The organism is Serratia sp. CY47444 (assembly GCF_052168635.1).
GTDB lineage: Bacteria > Pseudomonadota > Gammaproteobacteria > Enterobacterales > Enterobacteriaceae > Serratia > Serratia bockelmannii.
Genome location: NZ_JBJNMH010000018.1, coordinates 67,564 through 85,811, shown reverse-complemented (window position 1 = coordinate 85,811; position 18,248 = coordinate 67,564). Strand labels below are relative to the sequence as shown.

Sequence of the window (18,248 nt, the reverse complement as noted above, 5' to 3'; positions counted from 1 at the left end):
ATTGGCCTGCCGTGGCCGCGCTTGTATGATACGACGCGGCGCCAGACGGTGGCCACCGAACTCAAGCGGAAGCGAACGGCAATGTCTAAACAGTGGAAAATAGCGGCGGCCAACGCCGGTTTGCGTCTCTATACCCGCATCGCGGGCAATTTCCGGCCCGCAGCGAGCTTCGATCCGCAGCAATCTTTTGAACGCATCGTGATTTTCTCCACCAGTGCCCTCGGCGATCTGATGTTCAATACGCCCGCCATCCGCGCACTGTGTGAGCGCTATCCCGGCGCGCAAATCACGTTGGTCTCCAGCCACAAAAACCGGCAGCTGGTCGAAGGCAGCCCCTGCTTTCATGACGTAATTTACTGGGATCACAAGGCTAAAGACATGTTGGGCGTTATCCGGCGCCTGCGAAAAAACCGGCCGCAGCTGGCGGTCATCCTGCACTCGAAGGCGCCTTATGACGTGCTGGTCGCCATCACCGCCGGCTGCCAATACCTGTTCAAAGACATTTATGGCAACAAACCGAGCGGCATGGAACGCTGGCTGACCGGCGTCAGCCGCAGCACCGGCGGCCATTTGATTCAGCGCAAGCTGGATATGGTGGGGCAATTGGGATGCCGTACCGACAATCCTGACATGTTCATCCCGGTCGCCCTACCCGCACTGGCGAAACCGACGGGCAAGATCCCGATCGGCTTTCAGATGGGCGCCTCCGAAACGCTGCGTCGTTGGCCGGTCGAACGCTTTGTTCAGCTGGCGCAACGGCTGCTGGCGCACTCCCCCGACTGCCAGATCGAGTTGATTGGCAGCAAGGCGGAGCGCAGCCTCGAGCGGGAATTTATGGCGGGTTTGAGTGAGGAACAGCAACAGCGGGTGGTAAGCCATATCGGCGCGACCACGTTACCGCAACTGCTGGCGACCATCGCCAATCTGCAGGTGCTGGTGACCGGCGATACCGGCCCGCTTCACCTCGCCGTGGCGTTGAAAACCGCCACCGTCAGCCTGTTCGTCACCGCTAACCCACGGCATACCGGCCCCTATCAGGACAGCGAGCGGCATCAGGTGATGCACGTGCCGGTTGATAGCGCCGCGCTGGATACGGCCCAGCGCAGCCAACCGCTCAGCCTCATCGCGGCGGAACAGGTGCTGGAGAAGACCCTGGCGGCGTTACCGCCGGTACACCCCTGATCTGCAACCGCTTAGGCTGCGACAGCAGCATCGCCAGCGGCAGCCAAAACAGGTACCAAAACTCCGCCGGATTGGCGATCACAAACATGCCCTGCGAACTGTAGAACACCAGCATAAACAGAAACATGGCCGCTTCCCAACGCCGCCCTGCGCGCCAGTGCGCGATGGCGAGCCGCGCGCCATATCCCAGCAGCGCCAGCAGCAACAGGAAACCCACGCAGCCGCCCTTCAGCAACGCGCCGAGGTACAGGCTGTGCGTGGTGTGGTTCAGCTCGCCGGTGTAATTGAGAAAGTTAAGCTGCTTATCAAAGCCGTAGCCGAAGAACGGAGCCTGTCCGATCAGCGCCAGGCTGTGGCGCCAGATGCTGATGCGAACAAAGCTCTGTTGATACAGCTCGCCAAAACGCGTCAGCAACATTTCGCCGATCGCGCTGTAAACGACGACAAGAACCACAGCCAGCACACCGGGCAACAGAAACCACAACCACCGTCCCGGCCGGTGTCGATAAGGCATCGCCACTACCACCGCGAGCGCCAGTGCGATCAGCGGGCCGCGGCTTTGCGTCAGCACCATGAATGCCAGCAGCGGCGGGATAAAGCACAGCGCCGCTTTTTGCCCGGTATCGCGGAAAATCATCAGGCTCAACAAAATGGCGATGGCGGCGTAACCGGCCAGATCGATCACGTTGCTCGGCCCCGGATTGCGGGCGGTGGTTTCCCGCAGATGATAAATCGACGGGGCGTCTACCAGCGTCAGATACAGGCACAGCGCCGTCATGCCGGCCAGCATCGCCCACAGCAGTTGATGACGCCGCTCACCGTCGAGCAGCGTCACCAGCCAGGCGAGATAGAGCAGGATATAGGCGCTGTGGGTCAGGGCCGACGGCATGTCGCCCGGCGTCTCGCCCCACAGCGCACTGAGGGAATAATAAAGCAAAAACATCAGCGCCAGCCCGCCGCCCCAGCGCGCCTGACGATTGGCCCACAGCTGCCGCCGCAGCGGCGGCCAGGTGAACACGGCGGCCAGCCACAGCAGCGCCGCCAAATGAAACAGGTTGTTGACGCGGGTCTGCCCGCAAAAGATCGCGCTGAAAAACGCGAAGGCTAAAAACAGCGCGCTGCCGAAGCGATAACACCGCTCAGGCTTGCTGAAAGTAAACATTGCCGTCCACCTTCTCGAAGATATCGCTGCCGATAGCGCTGTGCAGGGAGAGGTTTTTAATCGCGATCTGCTGCTTTTTCATGATCGCGCCGGCGTGTCGAAAAGCGGGGATCACCAGCGACGCCACCTTGTCCGCCAGAAACGTCGGCAAGCGATCCTGCTCGGTTTCGTAAAAGCGCGGCTGGTGGAAGTTGTTCATGTCCAGTCCGGCGATAAACAGCTGCCTGAAGCCGAGATAGGCGATGATTTGCAGCGCCCAATAGGCCACGGTGCCGGCATCGAAAATGCCGCAGCGGATATCCTGGCTAAAGCCGAGCATGCGGCTCTCGGCGGCAAAGACCACGCCGTTTTCCCGGCAGTAGTGATCCCACAGCGCGCCGCTGTCGATCCGAGGGCGGTAAATCTTGCAGGCCGCGTCTTCGACGATCGCCAATCGGCAACCGATCGCCGCCGGGCCAAAGCGATCGAGAATGCGCGCCACGCCGTGCACGGTGGTGAACAGCGTCAGCTCAGGCCGTTGAATGACGTCGCGCACGATCTCTGGGCGGCTGTCGATAAACCCCATGTCCACGATGACGTAGAAGCGAAAATCCACCTGCCGATGCAGAAAATAGGCGCCGTTGACCCCGATGGCGGGCATGGCGGGAATATTTTCGAAGCGCAGCGCCTTCACCGACGGGCCGGTAGCCGTCAGCAGCACCTCTCCCCGGCAACTGCTGCGCAGTTCGCTCAGCGGGACGATCGGCACCGCCCGGTGCTTGTACCATAAGGCGGCGATTTCACCGCCTTCGCCGCGCGCGATCTTCACGTAGGGCCAGAGGTTTTCGTTATGCCGATAAGGGCGCGCGTGGGAATAGCGGTAGATCTGCTTAAAAAAAGAGCCCATGGTGGCGATGTCCTGTCCAGAGTGCGTGACGATACCTACAGAGGCATCTTTCTGTATGCTCAGAATTTAAAAACGTGTCAGCACTGGCCAGGCTGCCCAGCGAGTATCTAAATATTCGTTTAGTCGGGCAATTTTTGTAATTTGAATTATCTGTCTGCGTATCGGCAAAAGATGCGTCAAAATGTTAATCGGGTGAGAAACTGTTACAACGCGTAACAATAACGTCAATGGCAATACCCGAGCGCGTTCAGGCGGCAGCCAACGGCGCTGCCGCCTGAACGGTTAAGAGGATCAGAGATAAGGTTCGCCCAGCGTCAACATCAACCGGTTGGCCCAGGCAAAAAACGCCGTCGCCTGCACCAAATCCAACAGCGCCAGCTCATCCAGGCCCTGAGCGCGCAACGCCGCCAGCTGCCCGGCGTCGGCCTGCGGCGGCGTTGCGGATAGTGCGGCGGCAAAGGTTATCTGCGCTTGCCAGGCGTCATCCTGCGCCTGGCTCAACGCGCCGCCCGGCGCCACCGCCAGCAACCGATCTATCTCGGCTTCGCGCTTCGACAGCTGCGCCGCCTTGCGCGCATGCACCGAGGCACAGTAGATGCAGCCGTTCACCTTGCTGGCGACCGTTGCCGCCAGCTCGCGATCCTGCCGCGCCAACCCGCCGGAGGTATAAAAAATCGCCCGGTCCGCCAGCGTGCGTTGTTCCAGCACCGGATGGTTGCGCGCCAACAGGCGGAAGTAATCGGAATCGGCGTGGCCAAACCGCTCTAGCAACGCCCGGCCGGCGTCATCGAATTCCGCCAACGGTTTGGCGGCGATCCACGGCTCCCACCCCAGTTCTTGCCGGGTAAACGCCGGCGGCGCGTGACGGCCGCCTCGCGTCGTGCGCTCCGTACGCCAGCGGCCGGCCGTTACCGGCTGATGCGCCGCAGCGTCGTCCGTCTTGCCGCCCAACAGCCGGTAGCCCCGCAGCAAGCGGCTTTGGAAACTGACAAAGGCGATTAACTGCGACAATGTGACGATGGCGTCCAGCGACCAGCCGGCCTGCCGCAGCGCCTGCAAGTGCTGGGCGTTGGCGTTGGCCGGTTGAAACGCCAACCGTTCTGCATGCGCCAACGCCAGCGGCAGCCGCTCGTCTTCCGGCGCGTCGCCCTGACGTTCCAGCAGAGCAGCGTAGTGCGCGGCCAAGCGCGGCTCGCCGTGCCATTCACTGATGCGCTGAGCCAAGCGCAGCCGCTGCGCCAGCGGAAAATCGCCGGCGTCCGCAGGCGCAAACAGCGCCAGATAGCTGGACTGAACGGCATCGGTCGCCGCCTGACGGGTGGCTCTGGCCTGCGCCAGCGTGGAATCCGGCGCAATCTCGGCCAGTTCGGCCAGCAGATCGACCTGGTGCGATAATGTCGTCATAGCTTTTCCTCAACGTGATATTCATAAGCAGCGGCAGGCGTGCCGCGCCGCCAGCCCAGTTCAGGGGCCACGTGGCGGGCGATAAGATCGATAGAACGCAGAATATGGGCGTGCGGTGGATCGATAGAGTGCACCTGAAACGCCAGATCGGTGACGCGCGCCAGCGCGCTGTCCCGTTGCAGCGAGGCTATCACCTGATCTGGCGTGCCCAAGTGCACGTCGAAAGCGCGGATCAGGCCGTCGAGCGACGTATCGGCCAACCGGTGGCCGCTGGCGCGCATACGCTCCAGCCCACGGCTCAACCCGGCCGTGGCGAAGTCGCGCGCCTGCTGGCCGTTCTCGCTGACAAACGCGGTGCGCGACCCCATGATGCGCGGTGCCACCCCTGGCGGCAGCGCCGCCAGATAAGCGTCAATGATCGGATTCTGCAGTTCGTCCAGCGGCAGGTCAGGCGCGTCCGCGGGGCGCGGCTGCGTGCGCGACAGCATCAGGCCGTCACCGGCGCGGCCGGCCCGTTCCCCCCCTTCCACCGAGAACGTGGCCTGCCAGACACGTTGCGCCAGCTGCAGCGCCGCCGGGTACAGCCGGTTGTCTTCGCCGCCCAACGCCTCTGCGCGCCAGGCGCTCAGCAACGTGCGCAAATTCTCGGCGAATGCCGTGTTGCGCTGACCGGCGTCGAGACCGAAAGCGGCGAAAGAAGACGGCGTGCCGCCGCCGGCCACGCCCACCTCCAGTCTGCCGTCGGACAACAGATCCAGCACCGCAGTGTCTTCCGCCACCCGCAGCGCCGACTCCATCGGCAACGTGATCACCCCGGTGCCCAGCCGGATACGGCGGGTGCGTGCCGCCGCCTGCGCCAAAAACACCAGCGGTGATGGCAGACCGCCCTCATCAGCATGAAAGTGGTGCTGCGCCACCCAAGCGGTGTCGAACCCGGCTCGTTCGGCGTGCACGATCTGTTCGATCGCCAGCCGGTAGCGCTCCTGCGCGCTGCCCTGATCCAGCAATCGGGTGAAGAAACCGAGTCTTTTTCCGCTCATATCGCCTCCTCGAATTTTGGCTGTCCGGCATGCGATGCGCGGCCGGGAATGGCGGCGATCAATTGACGGGTGTAATCGCTCCCCGGCATGGCGAACAGCTCGGCGGTGGCGCCGCCGTCCACCCGTTCACCGCGGTGCAATACCGAAACGCTGTGCGAAATCCGCCGCACCGTCGCCAGATCGTGAGAAATAAACAGGTAGGTCAGGTCCCGCTCCTGCTGCAACTCTTGCAACAAATGCAGGATCTGCGCCTGCACCGTGACGTCGAGCGCCGACGTGGCCTCATCCAATACCAATATTCGCGGTTGCAGCACCAGCGCGCGGGCAATCGCCACCCGCTGACGCTGGCCGCCGGACAACTCGTGCGGCCTGCGGTTCAGCAAATCGGGCGGCAGCGCAACCCGTTCGAACAACTCACGCACCCGCCGATCGCGCTCCGGTTTGCCGATCGGCGCGAAATTCAGCAGCGGTTCTTCAATCACCCGATAGAGAGTCTGTTTGGGATCGAGCGAGCTGAACGGATTCTGATAAACCAGCTGAATGCGCTGCCGAAACTGACGCAGCGCTTCGCCCCTGAGACCGATAACGTTGACGCCGTCGATCAGGATCTGCCCGGCATCCGGCCGCTCGAAGCCCAGCAGGCAACGCGCCAGCGTGCTTTTGCCCGACCCGGACTCTCCTACCAACGCATGGGTGGTGCCGCGCGGCACGCTAAACGACACACTATCCAGCGCGCGGAACCCCTGGCCGCCGGACAGCCGAAAATCCTTCACCAGCGCCTGAACCACGATCGCCGGCGGCTGCCCGCTGCGTTTCGGCGGCGGCGCAACGGCGCCGCTCAATGAAGGCACATCGGCAAACAGTTTGCGGGTGTATGCGCTGGCAGGCGCGCGCAGCACCTCGGCGGTAGCCCCCTGTTCCTGCACCCGGCCGTGGCGGAACACCAGCAGTCGATCGGCGCGTTCCGCCGCCACGCCCAAATCGTGCGTCACCAGCAACACTGCAGTGCCAGATTCGCGCCGCAGCTCGTCGATCAGATCGAGAATGCGTTTTTGCACCGTCACGTCCAGCGCGCTGCTCGGTTCGTCGGCAATGATCAACGCCGGCTGCAGCGCAATAGCGATGGCGATCAATACCCGCTGCTTCATGCCGCCGGAAAGTTGATGCGGAAACTGGCGCGCCCGCAGTTCCGGGTGCGTCAGCCCGACGCGAGTCAACAGTTCCGTCACCCGCTGTTGTACCTGCGCGCGCGGCAACCGGCGGTGAATATTGACGATCTCCGCCACCTGCTCGCCGATGGTTTTTACCGGGTTGAGCGAGCTGGCGGGATCTTGCGGGATCAGGCTGATTTGCGCCCCTCTCACCGCATCCAGCCGCCGCGATGACCAGCCGGCGATATCGGTACCGTGCAGCCGGATGGTGCCCTGTTCAAGGTGGCCGTTGTCGGCCAGCAAGCCGATGATCGCCTGCGCCGTGGTGGTTTTGCCGGAACCGGATTCGCCAACCAGCGCCACCACCTCGCCCGGCTCAATCGTGAACGACACCTCATGCACCACCCTTCGCCTGCCTTCGTTGCCCTCATAGGCGATGGAAACCTTGTCCAGCGCCAGTACCGGCGGCCGCGCCGCCCGTTGCCATGCCGCTTGCATGCTCATCGCACTTTTCCTCCCAGCGAACGGCTGATGTGGTTAGCCGCCAACACCACCGCCACTACCACAATGCCCGGGAAGGTGGTCAGCCACCAGGCGGTGGAAATGTAGTTGCGCCCTTCGGCGATCAGCAGCCCCCATTCCGGGGTTGGCGGCGGAGTGCCGTAACCGAGGAAACTCAGGGTGGCTATCGCCAGGATCGCGCTGCCGAACTGCAGCGCCGAGAAGGCGATCACCGAAGTCAGCGAGTTCGGCAGGATATGCCGCCACAGCACCGCCCAAAAGCTACCGCCGCTGCCGTAGGCCGCTTCAACGTAATCGCTGTGCCGCACTCGCACCACTTCCGCCCGTGCCAGACGGGCAAAGTTGGCAACTGAAGTGACACCCACCGCGATGGCGGCGTTGACCGTACCGAAACCAAGCAGGATGATAATGCTCAGCGACAGCAGCAGGCCGGGGATCGACAACAGCACATCGACGACGCGCATCACCGCGTCGTCCGCCACGCCGCCCAACGCACCGGCGATCAGGCCGAGCGCGGTGCCGAACACCAACCCCAGCGCCACCGCCACTACCGCGCCGGCCAGGGTTTGCGACGCGCCGTACACCATGCGCGCATACAGGTCGCGTCCCAGCTGATCGGTGCCAAGCCAATGGTCACCGCCGGGCGCCAGCCGCTGCGCGCCGGCAATGCCTTCGGTGCCGCTGTAGGCGGTAAACAGCTGCGGCGCCAACGCCCACAGCACCACCAGCGCAATGACCGCCCAGGCCAGCAAAAGCGTCAGGGAGACACGGCGGCGGCTGGGGCGACTGGCGGGCAGCGCGCCTTCACTTTCAGCGCCGGACAGATCGCGCTCAGGAACCGTGGCTTTTTCAAAGGAGATACTGCTCATAGGGATGCTCCTGCCTGGGTTTTCAGCCGCGGATCCAGCAGTGGGAACAGCAGATCCACCAGCAAATTGATGATGACGAAAGCGGTGGCCGAGATCAGCACTATCGCCTGCAGCACCGCCACGTCCTGGTTGACCACCGCTTGCTGGGTCAATTGCCCCAGGCCGCTGCGGCCAAACACGGTTTCGGTGATCAGCGCCCCGGCGATCAGTTCGCCGAACAGCATGCCGGCGATGGTCAGCGCCGGCAGCATGGCGTTGCGCGCCACATGCCGCCATAGCACCCCGCTGCGGCTGGCGCCCTTGGCCCGCGCTACCACGACGAACGGCTGGGTTTGCACCGCATCGATGCAGCGGATCAGAATTTGCGCCAACGGCGCAGAGATCGGCAGCGCCAGCGTCGCGATCGGCAAAATCAACCCCTGCCACTCGCCGGGGTTAATGATCGGGATCAGCTTCAGGCGGAACGAAAAGAGCTGAATCAGCACAATGCCCAGCCAAAAGGTGGGCACTGAAACGAACAGCGACGGCAGCATCTGCAGCGCCGAACGCAGCCAGCCGAAGCCGGTCAGGTTGGAAGCAAAAGCGATAATCAGCGCCAGCAGCAACGCCACCGCAAAGCCCAGTACCGCCAACTGCAGCGTGGCGGGCAGATTAGCCGCCAGCAGCGCGGTAACCGGCACCCCGGCCTGCATTGAGAAGCCCAAATCGCCATGCAGCACGCTGCCCAGGGTATGCAGATACTGCCGCCACAAGGGGACATCCGCGCCATAGGCCGCGCGCATGTCAGCGATCTGCGCCGGGCTCAGCCCCATGTCCGGGTTCTGGAATTTGATCAGGATCGCATCGCCCGGCAGCACCTGCAGCAGGAGGAACGACAGGGTAAAGGCCGCCCACAGCACCAATGCCGCCTGCCCGATGCGCCCCGCCAGATATCGCTTCATTGCGCCCCCTTAATGTTTCTCTAACCAGGCGCCGTAGAAGCTCGGGCGGCCGACCGCTTCGAAGCTCACCCCCTTCAAATAAGGCGCGCCGGCGAACACCTGCGGCTCCTCAAAGAACGGGATCACATAGGCCTGGTCAATCAGGTAGTTTTGCGCCTCGCCGGCTGTTTGCAGGCGCTTTTGCGCGTCAACCTCGGAGGCGATACCCAGCAGCAGGGCGTTCAGCTTGTCATCGCTAAAATTGCTGTTGCTGCTGGTACCGCCCTTCTGCAGCAGCCCATCGCGATTGGTTGGATAAAACTGACTTTTGATCACGTCCGGATCGGCGCGCCCCACCTCCACCACCGTCGCCGGGGTTTTCTGTGGGTCGAGATTATCCGCCACCCGGCTGCCGGCGTCGCCCGCCAGAATGTTCAGCCGCGCGCCGACCTTCCCCCACTGCTGAGAAACCAGCTGCAACACCGCCTTGTTCTGCGGCTGCGGCAACGATTCATACACCGTCAGCACCAGCTTCTTGCCGTCCTTTACCCGTAGCCCGTCGCCGCCCTTTTTCCAACCCGCTTCGTCCAACAGCCGGTTGGCCTGCTGCGGGTCAAATTTCAGCTTGTCGGACAGATCGACAAAGCCGGCGGCCGAGGAGGCGATCACCGATTTGGCCTGCGGGTAGTTGACGGAAAACAGCGTATCGACGATCTGTTTGCTGTCGGTGGCATGCAGCAGCGCCTGACGCACGCGCAGATCGGCCACCAGCGGGTTATCCGGCCGGAAAGCGATGCTGTCGTTGACGCCGCGCGTCGGTGCGGCATAAATGATAAAGCCCTGATCCTGCGTTTGCTTCTCGTCATAGGCCTGGATCTGGCGGATAAAATCTGCCTGCCCGGCCTGCAGCGCACCGATGCGCACGCTGTCCTCACCGGTGACGATCACCTTGATGCCGTCCAGATTAGCTCGCCCTTGTTGGGGCGATTTGGCCGGCCCCCAGTCATAATCCTTGCGGGCGCTGAGCTCGACCTCACGCCCCAGCGTTTCGCCGCTGACCACAAACGGACCGGAACCGATGATATGGCGCGCATCGCCCAGTTCGTCGTAGCTGCGGTTCAACGTGCCGAGCGATACCAGCCCGGAGCCAATAGTGGCGGTGCCCTGCAGGAAACCCGGCGACGACCGCGTGAAGTAGAATTTAACCGTCAGCGGATCCACCACTTCGCTGCGCTGGTAGTTATTGATTACCTCGGAAACCGGCAGGCGTTTCTCCTTGTTGCCCAGCCCGTAAGTGTCGAAGTTCTTCGCCACCGCGTTGGCGTCCAGTGGCGTGCCGTCGGAGAAAGTCACGCCGGGGCGCAGCTTGAAGGTATATTCGGTTTTGTCGGCGTTGCTGCTCCAGGACTCGGCGATCCAGGGTTCAATTTCCAGCGTCTTGGGGTTCTGGTAAGTCAGCTTATCGGTGATCTGATTGAGAATACCGCCGTTGGGGTAAAACCCACCGGAAGGCGGATAAAGATTGGTGTGCGCCTGCTGTTCGAGGTAGATCAGCGTGCCGCCCTGCACCGCCGCCAACGCCGGGCTCATCGCCGCCGCCCCTCCTAACGCCACCGCTATTCCACCGGTTAATACCTTGAAAGAAAACTTAAACATTCGCGCCGCACCCATATTATTTCTGAAAGTTATGGGTTAGATAACAAACCAAATCGGCGGGGAATTGAACGAACTAATTTCGCTAACCAATGGTGTAAATCGCACAAGACGCGTCGCTTGGCGACGAATGCATTTTGTTATAAAGTATCAAAATCTCAGCCAAAGGAAGACGACGATGAAAATCCAGCTGTCGCTGCTGTTTCTCAGCCTGTTGGCCGGCAAGGCCGCGGCGTTTCAGTCAAAAGTGCCCGAACCGCGCCCGGAACAGGCGCGCGCGGCGGAACAAAACATCGAAAATCTGTTTTACGGCTTTCACGCCATGGACGCCCAGCCGGTGAACATCGGCAGCTGCGCGGCAGTGCCGGTAGCGGGATGTCAATGCGCATTCTGCACCCAGCTGCGGCAGGCCGGGCGTTGAGCCGCTCTCCCTTATTCAACCCAGCTCATACTGCACATTCAACTGCCCTTTCTTCATCTTTATGCCGGTGATCGCGATCGCGCCCACCTCGCCCAGCGCGGCGACATGGGTGCCGCCACAGCCGTAGGCGGGCAGCTCGCCGAAACCGACCTGGCGCATACCGTCCACCGCCTGTTGGCGGCGCGGTAAATCGGCAGCAATCAAGCGCGCCAGCTCCGCCTGCAAAAAGTCCGCTTCTATCGTCTGTGCATCCGGTCCCGGCGCGAAAGTGATGCGCCCTTCCCCCGGCCAATGATGCGCCTTGACCGGCCGCCACCCCCGGGTTTCCCCCAGCCAGCCGATCAGATGCCCGCCGGAGTGCCAACGGGCGTGCAGCCGACGCTGCGCTTCATCGATTTGCATCGTGACCGGCCCGATCGGCAGCGGCGCGGCGGTAAAGTGCACCACGGAATCCCCCTGCTGTTGCACTCGCAGCACGGCGACGCCGTCTAACGCTCCCACATCGGACGGCTGGCCGCCGCCCTGCGGGTGGAACAGCGTGGCGTCCAGCTCCACGGCGTAAGCGCCCGCCTCGGCCGGCGCGCAGCTCAACACCTGTGCCTGGCCCTGTAAATCGTCGCTGTAGTAATAACGTCGTTCGGTCATCATTTTTCTCCTCGGTTCGAAGAGCCATTATATTCATGTCATAATCGGAGCATAATCCGCCGCCATCACAATGGACCTTTGCGTCATGAGCACAAATCTTTCTTACGCGCTGTTGCCCGAAATGGCCATTTTCGTTCAGGTGGTAGAGAGCGGCAGTTTTTCCGCCGCCGCCCGCAAGCTGGGCACTTCGCCTTCCGCCGTCAGCCGCAGCGTGGCGAAGCTCGAGCAGGCGCTGGCGCTGCAGCTGCTGCACCGCACCACCCGCAAACTGCGGCTGAGCGAAAGCGGCGAAGAGGCGTTTGCGCACTGCCGCACCCTGCTGGCGGCGGCCGACGCGGTCATGGCGATCGGCGGGCGCGGCGCCGTGGAGCCCGAAGGGCTGGTCAGCGTCAGCGTACCCAAAGCGGTGGGCCGCTTTGTGCTGCATCCGCACATGCCGGAGTTCCTGCGCCGCTACCCAAAGGTGGACGTGAGGCTGCGGCTGGAAGATCGCTATATGGATTTGATCGACGATCGGGTCGATCTGGCGCTGCGCATTACCGATCGCCCGTCGCCCGGGTTGATCGGCCGCCAGTTGATGAGAATAGACCATCTGCTGTGCGCCACGCCGCACTACCTGGCGCAGCACGGCACGCCGCAGCACCCGCACGATCTGGCGGCGCACAGCTGCATCTATCTGGGAGAGACGCCGAGCGATGCGCAATGGAAGTTCCGCCGCAGCGGCAAAACGGTGACGGTCAACGTGCGCGGTCGCTACGCCGCCAACCACACCGGCGTGCGGCTGGACGCGGTGAAACGGCATATCGGCATCGGCAGCCTGCCGTATTTTACCGCTCGCCAGGCGCTCGACGACGGCGAGATCGTGCAGGTGTTGCCGGAATGGGATTTCCTCAGCAGCTATCACGGCGGCCTGTGGTTGCTTTACGCGCCCAACCAGTATCTGCCGCCCAAACTGCGGGTGTTTATCGACTATCTCGTCGCCTGCCTGGCGCAGGAGCCGCCGTTAAAGCGCCTTGCGTAGCGTGATGTTGATGCGGTGCGGCCCCACCAGCGAGTGGTAGCCTTCCTTGACCGGCAGGATGCCGTGAAAACAGAGCCGCGATGGGCCGCCCCACACCACCACGTCGCCGTGCGCCAATGGGATGCGCCGCGCCCGGTCGCTGCGTTGCAGCCCGCCAAACTGAAATACCGCCGGCAGCCCGAGCGACACCGAGACGATCGGCGCACCGAAGTCGTGTTCGTCTTTATCCTGATGCAGCGACAGCTTGCTGCCCGGATCGTAACGGTTCATCAGGCAAGAGTCCGGCACGAAGGGGCCAAAGCCCGCCTGCCGCGCGGCTTCGTCCGCCAGCGCCATCAGGATGGGCGGAATGGCCGGCCAGCGTTTGCCGCTGCGCGCGTCGCGTTCCGAATAGCGGTAGCCGCGGCTGTCGCTGGTCCAGCCGTTGCCGCACCAGCTCATCGCCACCGACATCACGTGCCCGCCGGGCGTGGTCAAATGCCGCCACGGCACCTGGGCCACCACGCCCTGCACCGCCGCCAGCAGCTCCGGCCCGTGATCGCGCACAAAACCGTGCATCACCACCGCGCCGGGGGCGATCTCTTCGCGCCACGGCGGCGGCAGCGCGTCTTCAAAAAGATCGATTGTCATCGCCGCAACCTGTATGAATACACAGTGTTCATTGTAACCCGCCGCCGCCGATTGTCCAGCGCCCGGCAACGCCATTGTCGTTGGCGGCAAATTTCTCTACAGTAGCCGCCATAAAATCAATCACTCACCAGGAATGCGTGTGATTAAGGGCATCACTCTTTCGGTCGTCGCCTCCATCTTGTTCGGCGCGATGTATTACTTCACCTCTACCCTCACCCCGCTGAACGGCGAGCAGGTCTACGGCTGGCGTACGCTGCTGACGCTGCCGTTCCTGACGCTGTTCATGGCGCTGTCCGGCGATTGGCGCAAAGTGGGCGACACGCTGGTCGGGATCGGCCAACGGCCGCGGCGCCTGCTGGGCCTGTTGCTCACCTCGGCATTGCTGGGGGTGCAGCTGTGGCTGTTCCTGTGGGCGCCGCTGCACGGCAAGGCGCTCGACGTGTCGCTCGGCTATTTTCTGCTGCCGCTGACCATGGTGCTGGCGGGCCGTTTGATCTACCGCGATCGGCTGTCGCTGCTGCAAAAGCTGGCGGTGGCGTGCGCCATGGTGGGGGTGGGCAATGAGCTGTATCAGGCGGGCGGCGTATCATGGCCGACGCTGGTGGTGGCGCTGGGCTATCCGCTCTACTTTATTTTGCGGCGGCGTTTCGGCACCGATAATCTCGGCGGGCTGTGGTGCGAGCTGGCGCTGATGCTGCCGGCGGCGGCCTGGTTCGCCTTCGGCGACGGCGGCGCGGCGGCGTTGCCGATCAATGCCGAGCTGTATTGGCGCATTCCGCTACTCGGCGTCATCAGCGCCGTGGCATTGGTGTGTTATATCCTCGCCAGCCGCCTGCTGCCGTTCAGCCTGTTCGGCCTGCTGAGCTATGTGGAACCGGTGCTGCTGGTGATCGTCGCGCTGCTGCTCGGCGAGAGCATCAGCCAAAGCGAATGTCCAACCTATCTGGCGATCTGGCTGGCGGTGCTGCTGCTGGCGGCGGAAGGCGCGCAGCACCTGCTGCGCCGCCAGCGGGTCTGACTCAGGCGGCCAGCGTGGCGCCGCCGTCGATCACGATGTCCTGCATGGTGATGTGGCTGGCCAGGTCGGAGGCCAGGAACAACACCGCGTTGGCGATCTCGTCCGGGCGAGCGATTTTACCCAGCGGGATCCCCAGCTTGAACATCTCGGGGAAGCCGGCGATGGTGCGTTGCTGTGCATCGTCGGTTTGCCACATGCCGCGCTGCATCGGCGTGTCGGTCGAGCCCGGCGACACCAGATTGCACCGCACGCCGAACGGCGCCATTTCCAGCCCCACGCAGTGGTTCAGGCTGGTCAGCGCCGCCTTGGAAGCGCAGTAGGCCGCCATCTGCGCGCGCGGTACGTGCGCGGCGTTGGAGCCGATGCTGACGATCGCCCCGCTGCGCTGCGCCTTGAAGTGCGGCAGCACGGCACGGAACAGGTAAAACGCCCCCGAGGCATTGACGTTGATGCACTGATGCCAGTCATCCACGCTCAGATCTTCGGTATTGCCCATGCGCAGAATGCCGGCGGCGTTGACCAACACGTCCAGTTGCGGGTTCTCCGCCAGCTGTTGGCGGCACACCGCCTCCACCTGCTCCGGCCGGCTGATGTCCAGCGTCACGCAAGGGTAAGGCAAATCCGGGTTGGCGAACTCGCGGTCAAACCCCACCACCTCGGCGCCCTGCGTCAAAAAATGCCGGGCGATCTGCTCGCCGATGCCGCGCGCCGCGCCGGTCACCCACACGCGTTTGCCGGTGAAATCCATCTGAATGCTCATGCGCGCACCGCCATCCGGGCGCACAGCCGGGTCATATTGTTGTTCATCGTTGTCTCCTGCGAAAAGGATAGGATGCGGCGCGCGCTGCGCCGCAAAGTGGCCCTACAGCGCGCCGCTGTTCAGGCCGAAAGCGTTGAGCATGGTGCCCAGTTTGGCGGCGGTTTCCAGCCACTCGGACTGCGGCGTCGAGGCGGCGACGATACCCGCGCCGGCGAACAGCCGCACCCGGTTGCCGCGCAGCAGGCCGCTGCGGATGACGATCGCCCACTCGCCGTCGCCGTTGGCGTCGCACCAGCCGACGATGCCGCTGAACAGGCCGCGATCGTGCGGTTCCAGATCGGCGATCAGTTGGCGGGCGCTCTCGGTCGGGAAGCCGCACAGCGCCGGCGTCGGATGCAGCAGACAGGCCAGCTGCATCACGTTGAGATTCGGGTTCAGCAGCTCGCCGCGAATGCGGGTGGACAAATGCCACATGGTGCCGGTACTGAGCAGCGACGGGCCGCTGGGCACGCTCAGGCTGGCGCACAGCGGTGCCAGGTGCCGACGGATGTCGTCGATCACCAGCTTGTGTTCGTATTTGTCTTTGGTCGAGCGCATCAGGCGCTCGCTGCCGAGGCGATCCTGTTGCGGATCGTCCTGACGGCGCGCCGAGCCCGCCAGCGGGTTGGTGTGGATCTCGCCGCCCTGCTTGCGGATCAGCAGCTCCGGGCTGGCGCCGATCAGCACGCCGCCATCGGCCAGCGGCAGGGAAAAGTGATAACCGGTCGGGTTCTGCACCATCAGGTTATTGAGGATCTGGTGGCCCGCCACCGGCTGCTCCAGCTCGATGTCGAGGATGCGCGACAGCACCGCCTTGTCCAGCTTGCCCTGTTTAAAGCGGCTGACCGCTTCCGCCACCGCATGCTTGAAGCGCGGCTCGTCCGGAATGCTGGTGCAGGCGGCCAGGCGATGCGGCTGTTGCAGCATCGGGCGCGCGGCGCGGGTAAAGCTGTCGTTGGCGACAAACTGGCAGTTTTCAGGCACGTACAGGCAGGAAGGCCGGCGCGTATCGAACGGAATGGCGCCCACCACCACCGGCGTCTCTTGGCCGGCGGCTTTAGCGCGCGCCAGCGCCTGGCGAATATGCTGCGTCAGCGCGCTGCCTTCCTGCTCGCCGCCGAACGCCGGCGTTTCGATACGCTCAAACACACCGTCGGCGGAGAGGGACCGGAATTCGGACCGGTACAAAAAGGTCGATTGTTCGGCGTACACAAACCCGGGGAAGGTTTGGTTTTCTGTCGTCAGTGTCGCCACAAGACCACTCCTTTGTTGCGCCTTACCAATGATAATGTTTATGCGAATAATTATCATTAGCTATAAAAAGGAGAATAAACTACACCGGAACCCCACCGTGGGTCAATCTCCGATGAATGAATCTTTCCGCCCGCCGCGGCACATCCGCGTTACGGTGCCGCAAGAAATAACACACTGTTATTATTATGTTTTAGCAAAAAATAAAAGTCGTGACATCGTCACCTTCACGCCAAAAACGCCCGTTAAACCGGCGGCCGGCGGGGCAATTTGGCGTCAAGGTCTTAAGCAACGCTAATACAAACGTCTGCCGCTGCGTATCCACGGCGACCATGCGCGCATCGAGAAAATCGAAGTAACAGCGCACCTGCGGATAAAGCGCCTTGAACAGGCTCTCTTTGGCGGAAAACGTCAGCGTCAGCAGTTCGTTGAACGCCAGCGCCTCGCGCAGTAACGCCTCGCGCTCCCCCGCCGAAACGATCGCCCCCCACAGCTCCTCCGCCCGCACGTCGGAGAGCAGCGTCTCCACATCCAACCCAACGCCACCCAGCCCGCTCTCGCGGTGTACGGCGCACAACGCGGTATCCGAATTATGGCTCAGCGCCCCGGCGATACCCGGCGGCCACTGCGGCGCGCGATCTTCGCCGCGCGCCAGGGTGAAATCGGCAAAACCGAGCGGCGCCAACAGTTGCCGCGCCAGAACACGCCCGGCCAGATACTCCGCACGGCGCTTCGGCACCGCACGCGTCAGATGATCCGGCAGCGCAAAGCCCGCCTCGGAAAAACGCTCGTCGCGATACTCCGCCAGCGCAAAATGGCAGCGCGCCACCTGGCCCGGATAGCCGTCCGGCGTGAAAAATTCGATATTGCGGATAAAAGTGGGGCTCCGGCAGGAACCAGAGTCACTGTCCAAAGAAAGCTTAATCACCGTCGTTTAACTTCTCAGCATCCTGGCGTACCGCCAACAGCTGTGTAAGCAGTTCCGGCAACGCCGTTTGCACCGTCGCCCAGACCACTTCAAGGTTGATATCAAAATAACCGTGCGCAATGCGATTACGCATGCCGCGCATGTTTCGCCAGGGGATTTCAGGATGGCGTTGCGTAAACGCGGGGCTGCCATCCATGATTTTCGTCACGGCTTCACCGATAATAATCAGGCTCATAATGACCGCCTGCTGAGTGCGTTTATCTTCGATAAAATCTGCCGCCGCCAAGCCATCAACGAAATCACAGGCATCCTGCGCCGCCTGTTGCATGTGGCTCAGATAATCGACCAACCGCGCATCTTTCATACCGGTTGGGCCTCCGCCAAAACCTGCTGACGAAAGGTCGGCGGCAAATCGAGCGGCGTCAGCAGATCCACCTGAATGCCCAGCAGCGCTTCCAGTTCCGACTGCAGCCCTCCCAGATCAAACAACGTGGCACCCGGCAATGCATCGACCAACAGATCCAAATCACTGCCCTCCCGATCGGTGCCATGCAGCACCGAGCCGAAAATCCGCGGATTGGCCGCAGGGAACAGCCCAACCGTTTTTCGGATCGCCTGGCGATGTTCTGCAAGAACAATGGATGGTCGCATGGTTTTCTCTCCCCGTTACACCTAACGAAATGCTAGGTGATCGGTTGAGGGGATTCAAGCACAATCCCCCGGCAGCCGCGCCTATGCCTCTCCCC

The 18,248-nt window shown here is 62.9% G+C and carries 19 protein-coding genes; 4 read left to right on the top strand and 15 right to left on the bottom strand.

The genetic code is table 11. The annotated features are described in order from the left end of the window. Window positions 1–81 precede the first annotated feature (81 nt). Window positions 82–1,182, top strand: coding sequence for a glycosyltransferase family 9 protein (locus ACJ8IL_RS20220; protein WP_025303438.1), 1,101 nt, complete (start codon window positions 82–84; stop codon window positions 1,180–1,182). Here ACJ8IL_RS20220 and ACJ8IL_RS20215 read toward each other — a convergent pair. The 8 genes from ACJ8IL_RS20215 to ACJ8IL_RS20180 form a co-directional block, all read right to left on the bottom strand. Then, the gene (locus ACJ8IL_RS20215; RefSeq protein ID WP_025303439.1) at window positions 1,121–2,344 is read right to left on the bottom strand and encodes an O-antigen ligase family protein; all 1,224 of its coding nucleotides are present in this window, start codon (window positions 2,342–2,344) and stop codon (window positions 1,121–1,123) included. The two genes, ACJ8IL_RS20220 and ACJ8IL_RS20215, sit on opposite strands and share 62 nt — an antisense overlap. Next, on the bottom strand, window positions 2,322–3,230 hold the full coding sequence (locus ACJ8IL_RS20210) for a sugar glycosyltransferase (protein ID WP_025303440.1): 909 nt from the start codon (window positions 3,228–3,230) through the stop codon (window positions 2,322–2,324). The genes ACJ8IL_RS20215 and ACJ8IL_RS20210 overlap by 23 nt, the downstream gene beginning before the upstream one ends. A gap of 291 nt (window positions 3,231–3,521) precedes the next feature. Further along, window positions 3,522–4,634 (bottom strand): alkylhydroperoxidase domain protein, encoded by a 1,113-nt coding sequence (locus tag ACJ8IL_RS20205; protein ID WP_197781632.1) that lies wholly within the window; start codon window positions 4,632–4,634, stop codon window positions 3,522–3,524. Next, window positions 4,631–5,674: a putative FMN-dependent luciferase-like monooxygenase gene (locus ACJ8IL_RS20200; RefSeq protein ID WP_442516792.1), complete on the bottom strand. Its 1,044-nt coding sequence runs from the start codon at window positions 5,672–5,674 to the stop codon at window positions 4,631–4,633. Before ACJ8IL_RS20200 ends, ACJ8IL_RS20205 begins: the two co-directional genes overlap by 4 nt. Further along, window positions 5,671–7,329: a dipeptide ABC transporter ATP-binding protein gene (locus tag ACJ8IL_RS20195; RefSeq protein WP_049203573.1), complete on the bottom strand. Its 1,659-nt coding sequence runs from the start codon at window positions 7,327–7,329 to the stop codon at window positions 5,671–5,673. The genes ACJ8IL_RS20200 and ACJ8IL_RS20195 overlap by 4 nt, the downstream gene beginning before the upstream one ends. Then, window positions 7,326–8,216 carry an ABC transporter permease gene (locus tag ACJ8IL_RS20190; protein WP_141998466.1) on the bottom strand — a complete coding sequence of 297 codons (891 nt, stop codon included), beginning with the start codon at window positions 8,214–8,216 and terminating at the stop codon, window positions 7,326–7,328. Before ACJ8IL_RS20190 ends, ACJ8IL_RS20195 begins: the two co-directional genes overlap by 4 nt. After that, a complete protein-coding gene (locus ACJ8IL_RS20185; protein ID WP_141998468.1) occupies window positions 8,213–9,157 on the bottom strand; it encodes an ABC transporter permease in 945 nt (314 codons plus the stop codon). Before ACJ8IL_RS20185 ends, ACJ8IL_RS20190 begins: the two co-directional genes overlap by 4 nt. A 9-nt stretch (window positions 9,158–9,166) precedes the next feature. Beyond that, on the bottom strand, window positions 9,167–10,726 hold the full coding sequence (locus ACJ8IL_RS20180; protein WP_337660843.1) for a TIGR04028 family ABC transporter substrate-binding protein: 1,560 nt from the start codon (window positions 10,724–10,726) through the stop codon (window positions 9,167–9,169). Between the two features lie 241 nt (window positions 10,727–10,967). Between ACJ8IL_RS20180 and ACJ8IL_RS20175 the strand changes: the two genes are divergently transcribed. Beyond that, a complete protein-coding gene (locus tag ACJ8IL_RS20175) occupies window positions 10,968–11,210 on the top strand; it encodes a hypothetical protein (RefSeq protein WP_025303447.1) in 243 nt (80 codons plus the stop codon). A gap of 15 nt (window positions 11,211–11,225) precedes the next feature. On the opposite strand, the gene ACJ8IL_RS20170 is transcribed toward ACJ8IL_RS20175, so the two are convergent. Next, complete coding sequence (locus ACJ8IL_RS20170) at window positions 11,226–11,855, bottom strand: alanyl-tRNA editing protein (RefSeq protein ID WP_141999263.1); 630 nt, start codon at window positions 11,853–11,855, stop codon at window positions 11,226–11,228. 85 nt (window positions 11,856–11,940) lie between these two features. On the opposite strand from ACJ8IL_RS20170, the gene ACJ8IL_RS20165 reads away from it, so the two are divergent. Further along, entirely contained in the window at window positions 11,941–12,876 is a 936-nt protein-coding gene (locus tag ACJ8IL_RS20165; protein WP_049208721.1) for a LysR family transcriptional regulator, read from the top strand. On the opposite strand, the gene alkB is transcribed toward ACJ8IL_RS20165, so the two are convergent. Further along, window positions 12,859–13,506, bottom strand: coding sequence for a DNA oxidative demethylase AlkB (gene alkB / locus ACJ8IL_RS20160; protein ID WP_089196036.1), 648 nt, complete (start codon window positions 13,504–13,506; stop codon window positions 12,859–12,861). The two genes, ACJ8IL_RS20165 and alkB, sit on opposite strands and share 18 nt — an antisense overlap. Before the next feature lie 139 nt (window positions 13,507–13,645). Between alkB and rarD the strand changes: the two genes are divergently transcribed. Then, the gene (gene rarD / locus ACJ8IL_RS20155; RefSeq protein ID WP_442516791.1) at window positions 13,646–14,524 is read left to right on the top strand and encodes an EamA family transporter RarD; all 879 of its coding nucleotides are present in this window, start codon (window positions 13,646–13,648) and stop codon (window positions 14,522–14,524) included. 1 nt (window position 14,525) lies between these two features. Here the strand turns inward: rarD and dhbA are convergent, their stop codons facing one another. From dhbA to ACJ8IL_RS20130, 5 genes are all read right to left on the bottom strand, one after another. Further along, entirely contained in the window at window positions 14,526–15,284 is a 759-nt protein-coding gene (gene dhbA / locus ACJ8IL_RS20150; RefSeq protein ID WP_025303452.1) for a 2,3-dihydro-2,3-dihydroxybenzoate dehydrogenase, read from the bottom strand. 102 nt (window positions 15,285–15,386) lie between these two features. Then, window positions 15,387–16,577, bottom strand: coding sequence for an isochorismate synthase (locus tag ACJ8IL_RS20145; RefSeq protein WP_141998473.1), 1,191 nt, complete (start codon window positions 16,575–16,577; stop codon window positions 15,387–15,389). 190 nt (window positions 16,578–16,767) lie between these two features. After that, complete coding sequence (locus ACJ8IL_RS20140) at window positions 16,768–17,487, bottom strand: 4'-phosphopantetheinyl transferase family protein (protein ID WP_217429351.1); 720 nt, start codon at window positions 17,485–17,487, stop codon at window positions 16,768–16,770. A 7-nt stretch (window positions 17,488–17,494) separates the two neighbouring features. Continuing rightward, window positions 17,495–17,866: a HepT-like ribonuclease domain-containing protein gene (locus ACJ8IL_RS20135; protein WP_043143151.1), complete on the bottom strand. Its 372-nt coding sequence runs from the start codon at window positions 17,864–17,866 to the stop codon at window positions 17,495–17,497. Beyond that, window positions 17,863–18,153: a nucleotidyltransferase family protein gene (locus tag ACJ8IL_RS20130; RefSeq protein WP_049204986.1), complete on the bottom strand. Its 291-nt coding sequence runs from the start codon at window positions 18,151–18,153 to the stop codon at window positions 17,863–17,865. Before ACJ8IL_RS20130 ends, ACJ8IL_RS20135 begins: the two co-directional genes overlap by 4 nt. Window positions 18,154–18,248 lie beyond the last annotated feature (95 nt).

Bases quoted from the DNA above. Each gene is read 5' to 3' on its own strand.
- dhbA (WP_025303452.1), bottom strand. From the start codon at position 15,284: ATGAGCATTCAGATGGATTTCACCGGCAAACGCGTGTGGGTGACCGGC.
- ACJ8IL_RS20165 (WP_049208721.1), top strand. From the start codon at position 11,941: ATGAGCACAAATCTTTCTTACGCGCTGTTGCCCGAAATGGCCATTTTC.
- ACJ8IL_RS20190 (WP_141998466.1), bottom strand. From the start codon at position 8,216: ATGAGCAGTATCTCCTTTGAAAAAGCCACGGTTCCTGAGCGCGATCTG.
- ACJ8IL_RS20210 (WP_025303440.1), bottom strand. From the start codon at position 3,230: ATGGGCTCTTTTTTTAAGCAGATCTACCGCTATTCCCACGCGCGCCCT.
- ACJ8IL_RS20170 (WP_141999263.1), bottom strand. From the start codon at position 11,855: ATGACCGAACGACGTTATTACTACAGCGACGATTTACAGGGCCAGGCA.
- ACJ8IL_RS20200 (WP_442516792.1), bottom strand. From the start codon at position 5,674: ATGAGCGGAAAAAGACTCGGTTTCTTCACCCGATTGCTGGATCAGGGC.
- alkB (WP_089196036.1), bottom strand. From the start codon at position 13,506: ATGACAATCGATCTTTTTGAAGACGCGCTGCCGCCGCCGTGGCGCGAA.
- ACJ8IL_RS20175 (WP_025303447.1), top strand. From the start codon at position 10,968: ATGAAAATCCAGCTGTCGCTGCTGTTTCTCAGCCTGTTGGCCGGCAAG.
- ACJ8IL_RS20130 (WP_049204986.1), bottom strand. From the start codon at position 18,153: ATGCGACCATCCATTGTTCTTGCAGAACATCGCCAGGCGATCCGAAAA.
- ACJ8IL_RS20135 (WP_043143151.1), bottom strand. From the start codon at position 17,866: ATGAAAGATGCGCGGTTGGTCGATTATCTGAGCCACATGCAACAGGCG.
- ACJ8IL_RS20205 (WP_197781632.1), bottom strand. From the start codon at position 4,634: ATGACGACATTATCGCACCAGGTCGATCTGCTGGCCGAACTGGCCGAG.
- ACJ8IL_RS20220 (WP_025303438.1), top strand. From the start codon at position 82: ATGTCTAAACAGTGGAAAATAGCGGCGGCCAACGCCGGTTTGCGTCTC.
- ACJ8IL_RS20195 (WP_049203573.1), bottom strand. From the start codon at position 7,329: ATGAGCATGCAAGCGGCATGGCAACGGGCGGCGCGGCCGCCGGTACTG.
- ACJ8IL_RS20185 (WP_141998468.1), bottom strand. From the start codon at position 9,157: ATGAAGCGATATCTGGCGGGGCGCATCGGGCAGGCGGCATTGGTGCTG.
- ACJ8IL_RS20215 (WP_025303439.1), bottom strand. From the start codon at position 2,344: ATGTTTACTTTCAGCAAGCCTGAGCGGTGTTATCGCTTCGGCAGCGCG.
- ACJ8IL_RS20180 (WP_337660843.1), bottom strand. From the start codon at position 10,726: ATGAGCCCGGCGTTGGCGGCGGTGCAGGGCGGCACGCTGATCTACCTC.